This window comes from Pseudooceanicola profundi (genome assembly GCF_050897955.1).
Taxonomy (GTDB): domain Bacteria; phylum Pseudomonadota; class Alphaproteobacteria; order Rhodobacterales; family Rhodobacteraceae; genus Pseudooceanicola.
Genome location: NZ_JBPAXZ010000001.1, coordinates 1,983,755 through 1,997,756 on the forward strand (window position 1 = coordinate 1,983,755; position 14,002 = coordinate 1,997,756).

Consider the following 14,002-nt stretch of genomic DNA (forward strand, 5'->3'; position numbering starts at 1 on the left):
TGAAATCGGGCGCCGCTCAGAAGAGGCGGCGCCCGGCATTCAGATTGAAAGCGATCACGCCGCTTCCAGCATCAGGGCGATCCCCTGCCCCACGCCGATGCACATGGTGCAGATCGCGCGCTTGGCGCCCATATGGCCCATCGAAAGACCAGCCGTCAGCGCCAGACGGGCGCCGGACATGCCCAGCGGATGGCCCAGGGCAATCGCGCCGCCATTGGGGTTCACATGATCGGCATCGTCGGGCAGGCCCAGCTGACGCGTCACGGCCAGACCCTGCGCCGCGAAGGCCTCGTTCAGCTCGATCAGATCCACGTCGCCGATGGAATAGCCGGTCATCGCCAGCAGCTTTTCCGTCGCCGGTGCGGGCCCGATCCCCATGATGCGCGGCGGCACGCCGGCCGTCGCCATGGCGGTGATGCGGGCGCGCGGCGTCAGCCCGTATTTCTCCACCGCCGCGGCGGAGGCGATGATCACCGCACAGGCCCCATCATTGACGCCGGAGGCATTGCCCGCCGTCACCGACCCACCCTCGCGGAAGGGCGTCGGCAGTTTCGCCAGCTTCTCCAGCGTGGTGTCGCGGGGATGCTCGTCGGTATCGACGATGATCGCGTCACCCTTGCGCTGCGGGATCGTCACCGCCGTGATCTCCTCCGCCAGACGGCCGGAAGCGATGGCGGCCAGCGCCCGCTGCTGCGAGCGCAGGGCGAATTCATCCTGCGCCTCGCGGCCGATCTGGAACTGTTCGGCCACGTTTTCTGCCGTCTCCGGCATGGAATCCGTGCCAAAATGCTTGTGCATCGCCTTGTTCACAAAGCGCCAGCCGATGGTCGTGTCGTAGATCTCCGCCTTGCGGGAAAAGGCGCTGTCGGCCTTGGGCATGACCAGCGGCGCGCGGCTCATCGACTCGACGCCGCCCGCGATCACTACCTCCGCCTCGCCGGTCTTTACGGCGCGCGCGGCCGTCCCCACGGCATCGAGGCCAGAGCCGCAGAGACGGTTGATCGTCATCCCCGGCACGTCCTCGCCCAGACCCGCCAGCAGCGCCGACATCCGCGCCACATTGCGGTTGTCCTCGCCGCCCTGATTGGCGCAGCCCATCATGACCTCGTCCACTTTGACGCCTGTGTTGCGCGCCATGAGTTCCTTCATCACATGCGCCAGCATGTCGTCGGGACGCACGGCAGACAGGGCCCCGCCGTAACGTCCAATCGGTGTTCTCAGCCCGTCGCACAGAAAAGCCTCGGCCATTTCGATCTCCTGAAATTACATGTCCGCGGCACGTTGCGCCGGGATGCGGCGGGGGTCAAGCAGGATGGAAATTTGTTCCGCCAGGCGAACCTGTTATGCGCCCCGGCCCTAAAGTTTCTTGATTTCGCGCCGGAACAGGCGGAGGCTGTCCGCATGACCATCCACTCCCCCACCCCCTTCACCGGTTCGCAGGGCGAGCGTGTCGCCTTTCACAGGACCGAGCTCTCGGTCATCCTGTCGCTGTACGGACGCATGGTCGCGGCCGGGGAGTGGCGGGATTACGGGCTTTCGACCCTGACAGATGTCGCCATTTTCTCCGTCTTCCGGCGCACCGCCGAACAGCCGCTCTACCGGATCGAGAAACGGCCGAAGATGCAGGGGAAACAGGGCATGTATTCCGTCGTCGGCATGAACGGGCAGATCCTCAAGCGCGGCCATGACCTGAAGACGGTTCTGCGGGTGCTGGAGCGCAAGCTGATCCGGGTTGTCGAATAGCCACAGCGCTCAGAGCACCAGCACCCGACGCCGCCCCGTAACCGGCAGACCAGAGGCGGCGATTCGGGTGATGGCCTCCTCCAGCGGTTCATAGGCGACGGCCATGTGATGGGCATTGGCATGCAGCAGCCGACCGTCGCCCGTGACCCAGCCGACATGACCCTTCCAGAAGACCAGATCGCCGCGTTGCAGGGCGGCGTCCTCGGGCAGCGCCTGCCCCAGCCCCGCAGCCTGCTGATCGCTGTCCCCCGGACAGTCTAGGCCGCAAGCCAGACAAGCCGCCTGCACCAGCCCCGAACAGTCGATCCCGAAGCCGGAATTGCCGCCCCAGAGATAGGGCACATTGAGATATCGCGCGGCCTCCGCCACCAGATCGGTCGCGACCTCGCCCACCGGGGCAAGCTGCGGCATGGGGACATGCAGCACCCCGGCGCCATAGGCCACCTCCAGCCAGTCGCAATGATCGAACCGCGTCACCTCACCACTGACCAGCGCGCCCACCGGCAGGATCACCGGCGGCTCCGGGCATTTCAGCCCGGGTTCCGGAAAACCGTAGGTCGGGGCGATGACCCGGTGCGTGGGGGCCGGCATCACCGCCAGCGCGGCCTCCGCCACATATCCCACGAACCCGTCCCGCTCCGCATAGCCGAAGGCAAAGCCATCCACCTGTTCCAGAACGAAAAACCCCTGCCCAAAGGCCAGCTCCCGTTCCCGCCGACCGCCGGGGCGGTCCAGCAGAGGCGCCACCGGCAGGACAACACGCAGCAGCTCCGGCACGACAAAGCGCTCCGCCTCCACCATCCCGTCGAGCGAGATATCGGCGACCCGGCCATTGGCCTTCAGCGCCCGCCGGTCCTGCGGCACCTGGCTCACAGCCCCAGCACCTCCGGCAATGCAGCCAGAACCGCCCGCGCACCCTGCCCGACACCGCCCTTGGGGCGCGCCGGAGCGGCAGCAGGCTGCCAGCCGTAAATATCGAAATGGGTATAGCGCACCCCCGCCCCGGCAAACCGGCGCAGGAAAAGCGCGGCGGTGATCGACCCGGCAAATCCGCCCTTCGGCGCATTGTCCAGATCGGCAATCCCCGGCTCGATCATGGCCTCGTAAGGCTCGTGGAACGGCATTCGCCAGACCGGATCGGCCACATCGGCAGCCCCCCGGGCAATCGCCGCGGCCACCGCCTCGTCATCGGTGTAAAACGGCGCAAGGTCCGGCCCCACAGCCACCCGCGCCGCACCCGTCAGGGTCGCCATGGACAGCATCAGGTCCGGCGCCTCCTCCGCCCCGTAGACCAGCGCATCGGCCAGCACCAGCCGCCCCTCGGCATCGGTATTGTTGATCTCTACCGTCAGGCCATTGCGGGCGGTCAGGATGTCCTGCGGGCGGAACGCATTGCCCGCCACAGCGTTCTCAACCGCTGGCACCAGCACCCGCAGCTGCACCGGCAGGCCCAAAGTCATGATCATCTGCGCCAGCCCCAGCACGGTGGCCGCCCCGCCCATATCCTTCTTCATCAGCCCCATCGAAGCCGAGGGTTTGATATCCAGCCCCCCGGTATCGAAACAGACCCCCTTGCCAACCAGCGTCAGCTTTGGCCCGGCGCTGCCCCAGCGCATGTCGATAAGCCGCGGCGCCCGGGGGGAGGCGCGGCCAACCGCATGGATCATCGGAAAGTTGCGGTCCAGCAATGTCTCGCCGGAAATCACCTCTATGGTTGCGCCCTGCGCGCGGGCCAGCTCGCGTGCGGCGGCCTCCAGCTCCTCCGGCCCCATGTCGGACGCAGGCGTATTGATCAGGTCCCGCGTCAACGCCTCGCCCGCCGCGATCGCCTCCAGCCGGGGCGCATCTGTGCCCTGCGGGGCCACCAGCCGCGCTGTGGGATGTTTCTGCACCCGGTAGCGGTCGAACACATATCCGGCCAGCAACCAGCCCAGAGCCTCCTCTTCTGCCGCAAAGCCCGATGGAACCTGATCAAGCCGGTAATCCCCGTCGGGCAGGGCCACCGCGGCCGCGGCCAGCGCAAACCGCCCCCGCCGCCGTGACGCCGCCGACCCATATCCGGCCAGCGCCATCTTTGGCGCGCCATTGCCATCCGACACCAACAGCGTCTCGCCCATGGCACCGGAAAATCCCGAGGCCCGGACCCAGGTCGCCTCTGTCGCCGTGGCTGCGGCCAGCCAGCCCTCCAGCCCGTCCGGCTCTATGACGTGAAGCGGCAGGGCTTTGTCCCCGGCGGTCGAAAAGGTCAGCGGCATCTGTGTCTCCTGGTCACTTTCCCCGGAGCCTAGTCTTAACCTGTCCAGCCGCAAGGGTGCGCGGCCCCAGACCCGGTCAGGTTCCGCGGGTCTGCATGTCCCAGATAGCAGTCAGGGACCGGTCGCAGACACGTTGCAACCGCGCAAAGGTCGCCGCCACTGCAACCGGATCGCCGGCATCGAGACATCCGGTCACATCCGCCCCGACGCGGCAGACCTCATGAAGACCGATCTGCCCTGCAATACGGCACAGCGACCCGACCGCCCGCTTCAGCCCATCCGCCTGGCCCTCTGTGTACAGGCTGTCGGCGACGGACAGCCGCACAGCCAGCTCTTCCATGGCACGAAACAGGACATCGCCTGCCTCATCCGCGCCAAGCTCATCGACAAGCGCCGTCAGGCACTGCTGATCGACCCGGACAGGTTCGTCCGAGGCGTACAAAAATACAGGAATCACTTTGTCACCCTCTTGCGAAAGACCCGCCACCCGCGACGGAAATACGCCCCGGCCCCTTCCCAAATCCTTGCCGCAATTCCGCTTTCTCCGGGAAATTCATCTCAAATCCGGTTCACTCTGCAGAAAGCCGCTATATACCTGAACGTCACATCCCCGCGGCAGCGGATCAGGAAAGGAGCCATCATGCATCACGCGAAACCTCTTCCGACATATCTGGTCCAGCGATTCCACGGCTGGCGCGCGACGACATTTGCCGAGAACAAATCCTGGTACAAACGCCTGGCCGACGAGGGGCAGCGCCCCCGCGCCATGATCATCTCCTGCTGCGACTCGCGCGTGCACGTCACCGCCATCTTTGGCGCCGATCAGGGCGAATTCTTTATTCACCGCAATATCGCCAACCTCGTTCCGCCCTATGAGCCCGACGGCAATCAGCACGGCACCTCAGCCGCGGTCGAATATGCCGTCACCGCGCTCAAGGTCGCCCATATCGTGATTGTCGGCCATTCCAGCTGCGGCGGCGTGCGCGGCTGTCATGACATGTGTTCCGGCAATGCGCCCGAGCTGGAAGAGAAATCCAGCTTTGTCGGCCGCTGGATGGATATCCTCCGTCCCGGCTATGACCGGGTCAAGGATATCGAGGATGAGCAGGAGCGGGTAAACGCGCTGGAAAAGGAGGCCGTCCTGGTGTCCCTCACCAACCTCATGACCTTCCCCTTTGTGGAGGAAAAGGTCAAAACCGGCGATCTGACCCTGCACGGGCTCTGGAACGATATCGGCGAAGGCGGGGTCGAACAGTACAACCCCGCCAAGAACACGTTCGAGCCGATCTGACCCGCCTCAGCGCAGAACCTTATCCGTCGGCCAGGTGATGCGGTGCGAGAGGGCGACCTCCTGCTCTGCACCGGGCGCCATGTCGAACCGCCATTCCAGCACGCCGCGTTTGTCATCGACATCCTGCGCCTCGGGCATGGGGCTGGCCTCCCAGGCGATCTTCAGATCCTCCTGTTCCGACACCGGCACCCGGTCCAAGAGCCGCACCTCCCAGTCGCGGGGCGTCAGGTTGCGCAGGGTGATCGCGACCTCTTCGGTCTCCTCGTTGGACTTGGTGATCACGCCGCGATCGCCTTCCTGCCGGTCCTTCACGACCCGCTCCAGCCGCAGCCCGTCGATGGCGCCGAAGGACAGCTCCGCCTCCTCTCCGTCAGGCAGGATGTCCATCCAGCGCTGCCCCACATAGGTCCCGTCAAGGTAGAACTGCGCCGTCTCGGCAGGCAGGATAATCTCCCCCGTCTCATTGGTGATCGCGGCCGTCAGAAAGGCGGTGCTGTCCGACAGCGGCACGGCCCGGGCATAGATCTCCGGGCTGAACTCCAGCGACCCCAGCGCGATGCGCACCTCATCCGCCCCATTGGCGATGCTGACCTTGTCGGGATAGCTGTAGGTCATCGAAATCCCGTTGGTCAGGGCAGAGGCCGCCACTTCCTCTGCCACAACAGGTGCGGGGGCAGCCTCCACCATCGAATCGAGCGCCAGCTTTGCCGTGCCCCGTGCCATCGGGATCGGCTGTGGCACCTTATCGTAAATGCGGCGCAGCCAGGGCCAGACCTCGCCCGGCACGCCCCCGGCGGCGGGCCGCACGGTCGACAGCGTCAGAGCGATATCGCTCCAGTTCTCCCCGGTCTGCTGATAGACATAGGCGCCCCGGTCCATGGTCAGCGACGCTGCATCACCGGTTGTCAGGTAAAGATCATAGGTCGGCGCCCATCCCGCCGCGCCCACGGCATAGGTCAGGCTCATTTCGCCCTCAACAGGCGCATCGGTCTGAACATCGACGGTCAGATAAGCCCGTGCTTCGTCCTCCGTATCCAGCGCCTTGAGCGCCTGCTTTGCATCGCTCAGCGCCGTCTGCGCCTCTGTCACATCGCGCTGCGCATCCCGCGCCCGCGCCTCTGCCGCCAGAACCGCGCGCCGCGCCTCCAGCCCTTCGTCGGAGATCAGCCTTGCCAGATCACGGATCGTATCAAGACCTGCCGCCGCGATCCCCTCACTGGACCCCAGCCCCTCAAGAAAGGCAATACGGGCCTTGGCCGCTTCCGCTTCGATCCGGATGCCGGCGACGGCATCCTGCGCCGCCTCAAGATCACGCTCCCGGGCCTCCACGATATCCTCGGCCGCCTCAACGGCCGCCGTCTGGTCCGCCGTCCGGGGCGGCACGAAATCCCGCCGGTAGCGGATCGCGCCCATGGTGACACCGGGCAGGGAGAGCCGCAGGCTCGCCGGGTCGATGACCGGCATATCCGTCAGTACGATCTGATGCGTGCCCGCAGGAACCGAGACATCGGCCATCCGCGTCAGCGTCGCCCCGTCCGGAAAAACGGTGGCTGCCGTCACCTGGCTTTTCACAGCGATATCATCCGCCCAGAGAGCCGAGGGAACAGCAAGCAGGGTCAGGGAAAAAATGGAAAAACGCATATGGACCTCCCGGCGTCGTTCATTGGTGGGACTCTCCCGGATTGCCACGCAACCGCCAAGAGGTCATCTCAGGTTTCACGCCCCCGCACCCCTTTTCCGCCGATCACGTTGGGGTGAGGCCGGGGCAGAGGCCAGCGGCCGACCGCGGGGGGCCGCACCGACGATTGTGGCCGGTCGATTTATCGTGACACATGGCGAGAGGGTCAGCCCCGCGCATCCGGTGTCGAAGCGGCCGCCCGGGGGGCGGTCGGCCGCTGGCCGGCGGTCCCTGCGGGACCTTGATTCCGGCCGGGAAGACCTCCGGAAACGTAAAAGGGCGGCTCGACGACCGCCCTTTGGGAATCTGTAAGATGATCGGGACTGTGAGCCTGTTGAGGCCCATCCCTGGGCTACGCGAACCGGGCTTAACCCCGGGGCTTCGCCCGTTCGCGGCTTGAAAGGTCCACCGGACCTTTCACCGGCGCAACCGCGCCGGACCGGGCCTCACCCCTTCTTCAGCACCCGCTTGCCCAGCGTTTCCGCGATCTGCACCGCGTTCAGCGCCGCGCCCTTGCGCAGGTTGTCCGACACGACCCACATGTTCAGACCGTTCTCGATCGTCCCATCCTGACGGATGCGCGAAATGAAGGTCGCATAATCCCCGACACTCTCGATCGGGGTGACGTAGCCGCCGTCCTCGCGCTTGTCGATCACCATGCAGCCCGGCGCCTCGCGCAGGATGTCGCGGGCCTCGTCCTCGTCGAGGAAATCTTCCGTCTCGATATTCACCGCCTCGGAATGGCCGACAAAGACCGGCACGCGCACACAGGTCGCGGTCACCTTGATCGACGGATCGATGATCTTCTTCGTCTCCGCCACCATCTTCCACTCTTCTTTCGTGGAGCCGTCTTCCATGAAGACGTCAATATGCGGGATCACGTTAAAGGCGATCTGCTTGGTGAATTTCTTCGGCTCATAGTCCGACGTCGGGTTGTAGATCGACTTGGTCTGATCCCAGAGCTCGTCGATCCCCTCTTTCCCGGCACCCGACACGGACTGGTAGGTCGAGACCACAACCCGCTTGATCTTCGCCCTGTCATGCAGCGGTTTCAGCGCCACGACCATCTGCGCGGTCGAACAATTGGGGTTGGCGATGATGTTCTTCTTGGCATAGCCATCGACCGCCTCCGGGTTCACCTCCGGCACGACCAGCGGCACATCCGGGTCGTAGCGGTAGAGCGAGGAGTTATCGATAACCACGCAGCCCGCCTTCGCGGCCTTGGGCGCATATTCCTTCGTCGGGCCGGAGCCCACGGCGAACAGCGCAATATCCCAGCCGGTGAAATCGAAGGTATCCAGATCCTGGGTCTTCAGAGTCTTGTCCCCAAAGCTGACCTCTGTGCCCAGCGATTTCCGCGAAGCAAGAACGGCGATCTCATCGACGGGAAACTCCCGTTCGGCGAGGATGTTCAGCATTTCCCGACCCACGTTACCCGTGGCACCGGCGACGACGACTTTGTAGCCCATTGAAAACTCCTTTCACTCGGGTCGGCGGCGTATACCCCGTCCCGTCTTCAGTTGAAAGGGAATTAGCGTGATCACCCTTATTCTCAAACCCGATCAGTCGGTACGGTCCTGCACCAGCAGATAGACCACCAGCCCGAGGATCTGGGCACAGACATAGAAGGTGAAGATGGCGGTGAAGGGATCCGTGCCAGGCGTGGCCTCCGCCGCGCGGTAGATCTGCCCCGTTGCGAATTGCGACAGCCCGACCCCCCCCATGGCACAGAAATTGATGATGGACACGCCCCGGCCCACCATATGCGCCGGAAAGAAGGCCCGCCCATGTGCCATGATCATCGCGTAGACATTCAGCGAGAACCCGATGCAGGCGAATATCGCGGTCGCCACCCAGAAGGAGGACGGCGGCGACAAAGCCATCACCGCCAGGAACATGGCCGAGACGGAGACGGCGGTGAAATTGATCCATTTCCGCGTGCCCAGGATCCGATCCGCCGGGCCGAAGAAGAGCGCCCCCCCGATCATCGCAAGGCTCATGATCAGCGTGACCAGCCCGATGACCCGGGCATCCGCGCCGAAGGTCTCGGCAAAATAGGGCCCGGCCCAGAGGCCGCGCAGCCCGCCCGCCGGCGCATAGGACACCAGCATCAGCACATAGACCGGCCAGACCGCGCGGATGCCCAGGACCTCCCAGATACTGGCCACCGGAGCGCCCTCGACAGGCGGCGGGTCCTTGACCGTGCGGTGGATGCCGAAGGCCACCAGAAGTGCCGTCACCGCCATGCCCAGCATGGACACACGCCAGCCCGCCACCTCGACCAGCAGCGCCATGGGCAGCGATCCCACCAGCAGGCCGGACTGGCCGACAGCAAGGATCAGCGCCGCGAAGAAGGCAAACCGCGACGCCGGGTAATCCCGCGCCAGGATGTAATAGGCCGACATCAGAACCGGCGAACAGCCGATCCCGATCAGCCCCATCGCGACAGAGATATGCCAGGGCGCCTGCGCCATCGCAAAGATCAGCGCGCCCCCGCCGCCGCCGATTGCAAACAGATAGGACCCGGTCCGCTTCGGCCCGATCTTGTCCAGCGCCGCCCCCACTGGGATCTGGACCGAGGCGAAGACGAGGAACCACATCCCCGCCGCCGTCGACAGATCCGCCGCATCCGCCCCGATATCCCGCTCCAGCGCAGAGGTCAGCACCGGCAGGAACGACCGGAAGAATTGCGACAGGATGTAGCCTGCCGTCAGGAAGATGAAGTAAATCGGCATGACGGAGTCAGATGCACCGACCGCCATCGACCAGCATGCAGACGCCGGTCACCATCGCAGCCTCGTCGGAGGCCAGATAGAGCGCCGCATTGGCAATGTCCTGCGGCGTCGACAGCCGGCCGATCGGAATGGTCGACAGGAATTTCGACCGCATCTCCGGCGTATCCTCACCCATGAAAGTGGGCAGCAGCGGCGTCTCCCCCGCGACCGGGTTCACCGCATTGACCCGGATGCCGAAGGGTGCCAGCTCCACCGCCATGGTCTGGGTCGCCGTGTTCACCCAGCCCTTGGAGGCATTGTACCAGTTGAGCAGCGGCCGGGGCGACACGCCCGCGGTCGAGGAGACCTGCACGAAACACCCGGATTTGCGCGCCTTCATCTGCGGTACCAGCGCCCTGGCCGTGAGGTAGATGGACCGCGCATTCACGTTCAGGACCCGGTCGAATTCATCCTCCGTCACCTCTTCCAGCGGCTGAGGCAGATGCGCGACGCCGGCATTGTTGACCATGATATCAACCTGCCCCCAGGCTTCGGTGGCCTGCGCCACCATAGCGGCAACACTCTCGCCCTTGGACACATCGACCTGACAGCCCAGGCCGCCGATCTGACCGGCCACCTCCATGGCCGCATCGCCCTGGATATCGGCCACCATGACCCGCGCGCCCTCTTCGGCAAAGCGACGTGCGATGCCCTCCCCGAATCCCTGCGCGCCGCCTGTGACGATGGCGGTCTTCCCCTCTAATCTCATGCGATCCTCCCTGATCCTCGGCGCCACGTTCGCCGCAACCGCGCGGATTGGCAAGGCACAGGCGGCTGTGTGGAAAGGCGCAAGATGGGTGCGGGGCACCCATCCCGCATCGCCCCCGCCGTCAGACGGTTTCCGGCAGCTCCGGCGCGGCGGCGATCAGCTGCTGCGTATAGGGGTGCTGCGGATGGGCAAAGACCTGAGCGGTCGGTCCCTGCTCAACAATCTCCCCCGATTTCATGACAAGACAGCGGTCGGTGATGACCTTCACCACCGACAGGTCATGGCTGATGAACAGGTAGCTCAGCCCGAACCGCGCGCCCAGATCAGCCAGCAGATCGAGGATCTGCGCCCGCACCTGCACATCGAGCGCGGAGACCGCCTCGTCCAGCAGGATCAGGTCCGGCTTGATGATCAGCGCGCGGGCAATCGCGATCCGCTGCCGCTGCCCGCCCGAAAACTCATGGATATATTTGAACCGGTCCTCGGGCGTCAGCCCGACCGACAGCAGCGCCTCCGCAATCGCCTCCTCCCGCTCCTTGCCCCTCGGCGGGGTGTCGAGCAGATGGAAAGGCTCGCAGATCAGCCGGTCGACCCGGTGGCGCGGGTTGAACGAACCATAGGGGTCCTGAAACACCACCTGCATCCGGCGGCGCACATCGCGGTTGGCACTCTGGCCCGTGAACACCGGCGCGCCGTCCAGCAGGATCTCCCCGCCCTGCACCTCTTCCAGCCCGAGGATCGCGCGGGTCAGGGTGGACTTCCCGCAGCCCGACTCACCGACGAGGCCAAGGCTCTCCCCCCGTTTCAGGTCAAAGGACACGCCCCTGACCGCCTGTACCTCACCGGGCGCCCCGAACAGCGTCTTGCGCGGCAGGGTATAGGTCCGGACCACGTCGCGGACCCGCAAAAGCGGCGCCTCCTCCGGCTGGACCGATCGGTCTGGCGTATGGGTCGACGCCTCCAGCAGAGAGATCGAATAGGGATGCTGCAGCGCGCCGAAAATCGCCGGACAGGCGCCGCGTTCGACCACCACGCCGTTCTGCATGATGACGATCTCGTCCGCCATATCCGCCACCACGGCCAGGTCGTGGGAGATCATCAGCATCCCCATGCCATCCTCCCGCACCAGCCGCTTCAGCAGGTCGAGGATCTGCGCCTGCGTCGTCACGTCCAGCGCCGTTGTCGGCTCATCCGCGATCAGCAGTTTCGGCCGCAGCGCGATCGCCATGGCGATCACCACCCGCTGCCGCTGCCCGCCCGACAGCTCATGCGGATAGCGGCTCAGCGGAAACCGGTCCTCCGGCAGCTCGACCCGGTTCAGCGCATCCCGCGCCCGCGCCATCGCCTCCGCCTTCGATACAGGGTCGTGGATCAGGATCGTCTCCGCCACCTGATCGCCGATGGTCATGATCGGGTTCAGCGCCGTCATCGGCTCCTGAAACACCATGCCCACCTCATTGCCCCGCAGCTTGCAAAGCGCCGCCTCCGGCAGGGCCAGCATATCATGCCCCGACAGCACCACCCGGCCCCGCGCCACCGCCCGCTCCGGCAGCAGCTGCATCACTGTGAAGGCCGTCATCGACTTGCCGGACCCCGACTCGCCGATCACCCCCACGATCTGCCCCGCCGCGACGGAGAGCGAGACATCCCGCAGGATCGCATGCCGCCCGATGTCGAGCGTCAGCCCCTCGATCTCCAGCAGGCTCATGACCGCGCCCTCAGCTTCGGGTCAAACAGGTCGCGCAGCCCGTCGCCCATCAGGTTCAGCCCCAGCACGGTCAGCAGGATCGCCATGCCCGGAAACACCGCCATATGCGGCGCGAAGGAGATCATCGTCTGGCTTTCCGCCAGCATCCGGCCCCAGGACGGCACCGGCGGCTGCGCGCCAAGGCCCACGTAGGACAGCCCCGCCTCCGCCAGAATGCCCAGCGAAAACTGGATCGTCCCCTGCACGATCAGCAGGTTGGTGACATTGGGCAGGATATGCTCGACCGAAATCCGCGCCGCCCCCTTGCCCGCGACCCGCGCCGCCAGAATGAAATCCCGCTGCCAGAGCGACAGCGCCCCAGACCGCGACACCCGCGCAAAGACCGGGATGTTGAAAATCCCGATGGCGATGATCGCATTGATGGCGGAGGGGCCGAAAATCGCCGTGATCAGGATCGCGATGATGAGCGACGGAAAGGCAAAGACCAGATCGTTGCCCCGCATGATGATCTCATCCGCCCAGGACCCTTTGCGCGCGGCCGCCCAGAGGCCCAGCGGCACGCCCACCCCCATGCCGATGGCCACGGCCACCACCGCCACGGCGATGGAGGTCCGCGCGCCGACCATGATCATCGACAGGATATCGCGCCCGTAGTGATCGGTCCCCAAAGGGTTCGCCCAGGAGGGCGGCTTGATCTTGTTCGCGATATCCATGGTCGCCACGTCAAACGGCGTCCAGACAAAGGACACGAGCGCGGCGATCACGAAGACCAGCGTCAGGCAAAGCCCGATCATCAGGTTGCGAGAGCGCAGCGCCAGATGCCATGTCCGCACCGGCGCGCCTTCGTGCGGCAGGGTTTGGGTTTGCAGGTCTGTCATCGCCGCCCCCTCAGCCGGGGATCGACCGCCGCATAGGCGATCTCCACCGCGAAATTGACCAGCACGACGGCAAAGACCAGCAGCATGACGACCGATTCCACCACGATCAGGTCCCGCGCCGAAATCGCCTGAAAGATCAGCCGCCCGAGGCCGGGCAGGTAGAAGACGTTTTCGATGATGATCCCGCCCGCCAGCAGGAAGGAAAACTGCATGCCGATGATCGTCAGCACCGGGATCAGCGCATTGCGCAGCGCATGCCGCCAGAGCGCCTGCCGCTTTGTCAGCCCCTTGGCCCGGGCCGTACGCACGAAATCCTCCGACAACGTGTCGAGCAGGGCCGAGCGCATGACCCGCGCCAGGATCGACGCCTGCGGCAGGGCCAGCGCAATCGCCGGCAGGGTCAGCGCCACCACGGCGCCCCAGACGCCCTTGTCCCAGCCGGGAAATCCGCCGGAGGGGAACCAGCGCAGCTTGATCGCAAAGATCGCGACCATCAGCATGGCGAACCAGAAATTCGGGATCGCGACACCCAGCTGCGTCACCCCCATCACCCCAACATCCGCCGCAGAGCCCCGCCGCGACGCCGCCCAGATACCCGCCGGAAAGGCGATGAGCGTCGACAGAGCCAGCGAATAAAGCGCCAGCGGCAGGGAGACCCAGAGCCGCTGCCCGATCATATCCGTCACTGGCGTCCGGTAGGTATAGGAGGTCCCGAAATCGCCGGTCAGCATCCCGCCGACCCAGGCAATGTAGCGCGACCACATCGACCCGTTCAGCCCCAGCTGGTCCCGTAGCGCCGCGACCGTATCCTCCTGCGCATTCACGCCCAGCATGAAGGACGCCGGATCGCCCGGCAGGATCTCGATCACCAGAAAGATGACGACAGAGGCCACGGCGAGGCTGACCGCAAGCGAAACCAGACGTGTGATCGTATAGCGCAGCATGGATATTCAGCAGGACCCTGGC

At 65.4% G+C, this 14,002-nt stretch carries 13 protein-coding genes; 2 read left to right on the forward strand and 11 right to left on the reverse strand.

The window, feature by feature from the left end:
- Positions 1-54 precede the first annotated feature (54 nt).
- Positions 55-1,248, reverse strand: coding sequence for a 3-oxoadipyl-CoA thiolase (gene pcaF / locus ACRARG_RS09940; RefSeq protein WP_432689852.1), 1,194 nt, complete (start codon positions 1,246-1,248; stop codon positions 55-57).
- A 153-nt stretch (positions 1,249-1,401) separates the two neighbouring features.
- Between pcaF and ACRARG_RS09945 the strand changes: the two genes are divergently transcribed.
- Positions 1,402-1,743, forward strand: a complete 342-nt coding sequence (locus ACRARG_RS09945; RefSeq protein WP_432689853.1) for a DUF2794 domain-containing protein — start codon at positions 1,402-1,404, stop codon at positions 1,741-1,743.
- A gap of 9 nt (positions 1,744-1,752) precedes the next feature.
- Here the strand turns inward: ACRARG_RS09945 and ACRARG_RS09950 are convergent, their stop codons facing one another.
- From ACRARG_RS09950 to ACRARG_RS09960, 3 genes are all read right to left on the reverse strand, one after another.
- Positions 1,753-2,616 carry a C40 family peptidase gene (locus ACRARG_RS09950; RefSeq protein WP_432689854.1) on the reverse strand — a complete coding sequence of 288 codons (864 nt, stop codon included), beginning with the start codon at positions 2,614-2,616 and terminating at the stop codon, positions 1,753-1,755.
- A complete protein-coding gene (locus ACRARG_RS09955) occupies positions 2,613-3,998 on the reverse strand; it encodes a leucyl aminopeptidase family protein (protein WP_432689855.1) in 1,386 nt (461 codons plus the stop codon). Before ACRARG_RS09955 ends, ACRARG_RS09950 begins: the two co-directional genes overlap by 4 nt.
- A gap of 76 nt (positions 3,999-4,074) precedes the next feature.
- A complete protein-coding gene (locus tag ACRARG_RS09960) occupies positions 4,075-4,440 on the reverse strand; it encodes a hypothetical protein (RefSeq protein ID WP_432689856.1) in 366 nt (121 codons plus the stop codon).
- Between the two features lie 198 nt (positions 4,441-4,638).
- Between ACRARG_RS09960 and ACRARG_RS09965 the strand changes: the two genes are divergently transcribed.
- The gene (locus tag ACRARG_RS09965; protein WP_432689857.1) at positions 4,639-5,289 is read left to right on the forward strand and encodes a carbonic anhydrase; all 651 of its coding nucleotides are present in this window, start codon (positions 4,639-4,641) and stop codon (positions 5,287-5,289) included.
- 6 nt (positions 5,290-5,295) lie between these two features.
- Here ACRARG_RS09965 and ACRARG_RS09970 read toward each other — a convergent pair whose 3' ends face one another.
- From ACRARG_RS09970 to ACRARG_RS10000, 7 genes are all read right to left on the reverse strand, one after another.
- Positions 5,296-6,930, reverse strand: a complete 1,635-nt coding sequence (locus ACRARG_RS09970; RefSeq protein WP_432689858.1) for a DUF4139 domain-containing protein — start codon at positions 6,928-6,930, stop codon at positions 5,296-5,298.
- A 483-nt stretch (positions 6,931-7,413) separates the two neighbouring features.
- Positions 7,414-8,436, reverse strand: a complete 1,023-nt coding sequence (locus ACRARG_RS09975; RefSeq protein WP_432689859.1) for an aspartate-semialdehyde dehydrogenase — start codon at positions 8,434-8,436, stop codon at positions 7,414-7,416.
- Positions 8,437-8,529: 93 nt separating this feature from the next.
- Positions 8,530-9,702 (reverse strand): MFS transporter, encoded by a 1,173-nt coding sequence (locus ACRARG_RS09980; protein WP_432689860.1) that lies wholly within the window; start codon positions 9,700-9,702, stop codon positions 8,530-8,532.
- Between the two features lie 7 nt (positions 9,703-9,709).
- Positions 9,710-10,450 carry an SDR family oxidoreductase gene (locus ACRARG_RS09985; RefSeq protein ID WP_432689861.1) on the reverse strand — a complete coding sequence of 247 codons (741 nt, stop codon included), beginning with the start codon at positions 10,448-10,450 and terminating at the stop codon, positions 9,710-9,712.
- 121 nt (positions 10,451-10,571) lie between these two features.
- Positions 10,572-12,158 (reverse strand): ABC transporter ATP-binding protein, encoded by a 1,587-nt coding sequence (locus ACRARG_RS09990; RefSeq protein WP_432689862.1) that lies wholly within the window; start codon positions 12,156-12,158, stop codon positions 10,572-10,574.
- Positions 12,155-12,952, reverse strand: a complete 798-nt coding sequence (locus tag ACRARG_RS09995) for an ABC transporter permease (RefSeq protein ID WP_432691349.1) — start codon at positions 12,950-12,952, stop codon at positions 12,155-12,157. The genes ACRARG_RS09990 and ACRARG_RS09995 overlap by 4 nt, the downstream gene beginning before the upstream one ends.
- Before the next feature lie 80 nt (positions 12,953-13,032).
- Positions 13,033-13,980 carry an ABC transporter permease gene (locus tag ACRARG_RS10000; protein WP_432689863.1) on the reverse strand — a complete coding sequence of 316 codons (948 nt, stop codon included), beginning with the start codon at positions 13,978-13,980 and terminating at the stop codon, positions 13,033-13,035.
- Positions 13,981-14,002: the final 22 nt, after the last annotated feature.

Excerpts from the sequence above, each read along its gene's own strand:
- ACRARG_RS10000 (WP_432689863.1), bottom strand. The coding sequence starts at position 13,980 with ATGCTGCGCTATACGATCACACGTCTGGTTTCGCTTGCGGTCAGCCTC.
- ACRARG_RS09990 (WP_432689862.1), bottom strand. The coding sequence starts at position 12,158 with ATGAGCCTGCTGGAGATCGAGGGGCTGACGCTCGACATCGGGCGGCAT.
- ACRARG_RS09985 (WP_432689861.1), bottom strand. The coding sequence starts at position 10,450 with ATGAGATTAGAGGGGAAGACCGCCATCGTCACAGGCGGCGCGCAGGGA.
- ACRARG_RS09995 (WP_432691349.1), bottom strand. The coding sequence starts at position 12,952 with ATGATCGGGCTTTGCCTGACGCTGGTCTTCGTGATCGCCGCGCTCGTG.
- ACRARG_RS09965 (WP_432689857.1), top strand. The coding sequence starts at position 4,639 with ATGCATCACGCGAAACCTCTTCCGACATATCTGGTCCAGCGATTCCAC.
- ACRARG_RS09970 (WP_432689858.1), bottom strand. The coding sequence starts at position 6,930 with ATGCGTTTTTCCATTTTTTCCCTGACCCTGCTTGCTGTTCCCTCGGCT.
- pcaF (WP_432689852.1), bottom strand. The coding sequence starts at position 1,248 with ATGGCCGAGGCTTTTCTGTGCGACGGGCTGAGAACACCGATTGGACGT.
- ACRARG_RS09975 (WP_432689859.1), bottom strand. The coding sequence starts at position 8,436 with ATGGGCTACAAAGTCGTCGTCGCCGGTGCCACGGGTAACGTGGGTCGG.
- ACRARG_RS09955 (WP_432689855.1), bottom strand. The coding sequence starts at position 3,998 with ATGCCGCTGACCTTTTCGACCGCCGGGGACAAAGCCCTGCCGCTTCAC.
- ACRARG_RS09945 (WP_432689853.1), top strand. The coding sequence starts at position 1,402 with ATGACCATCCACTCCCCCACCCCCTTCACCGGTTCGCAGGGCGAGCGT.
- ACRARG_RS09980 (WP_432689860.1), bottom strand. The coding sequence starts at position 9,702 with ATGCCGATTTACTTCATCTTCCTGACGGCAGGCTACATCCTGTCGCAA.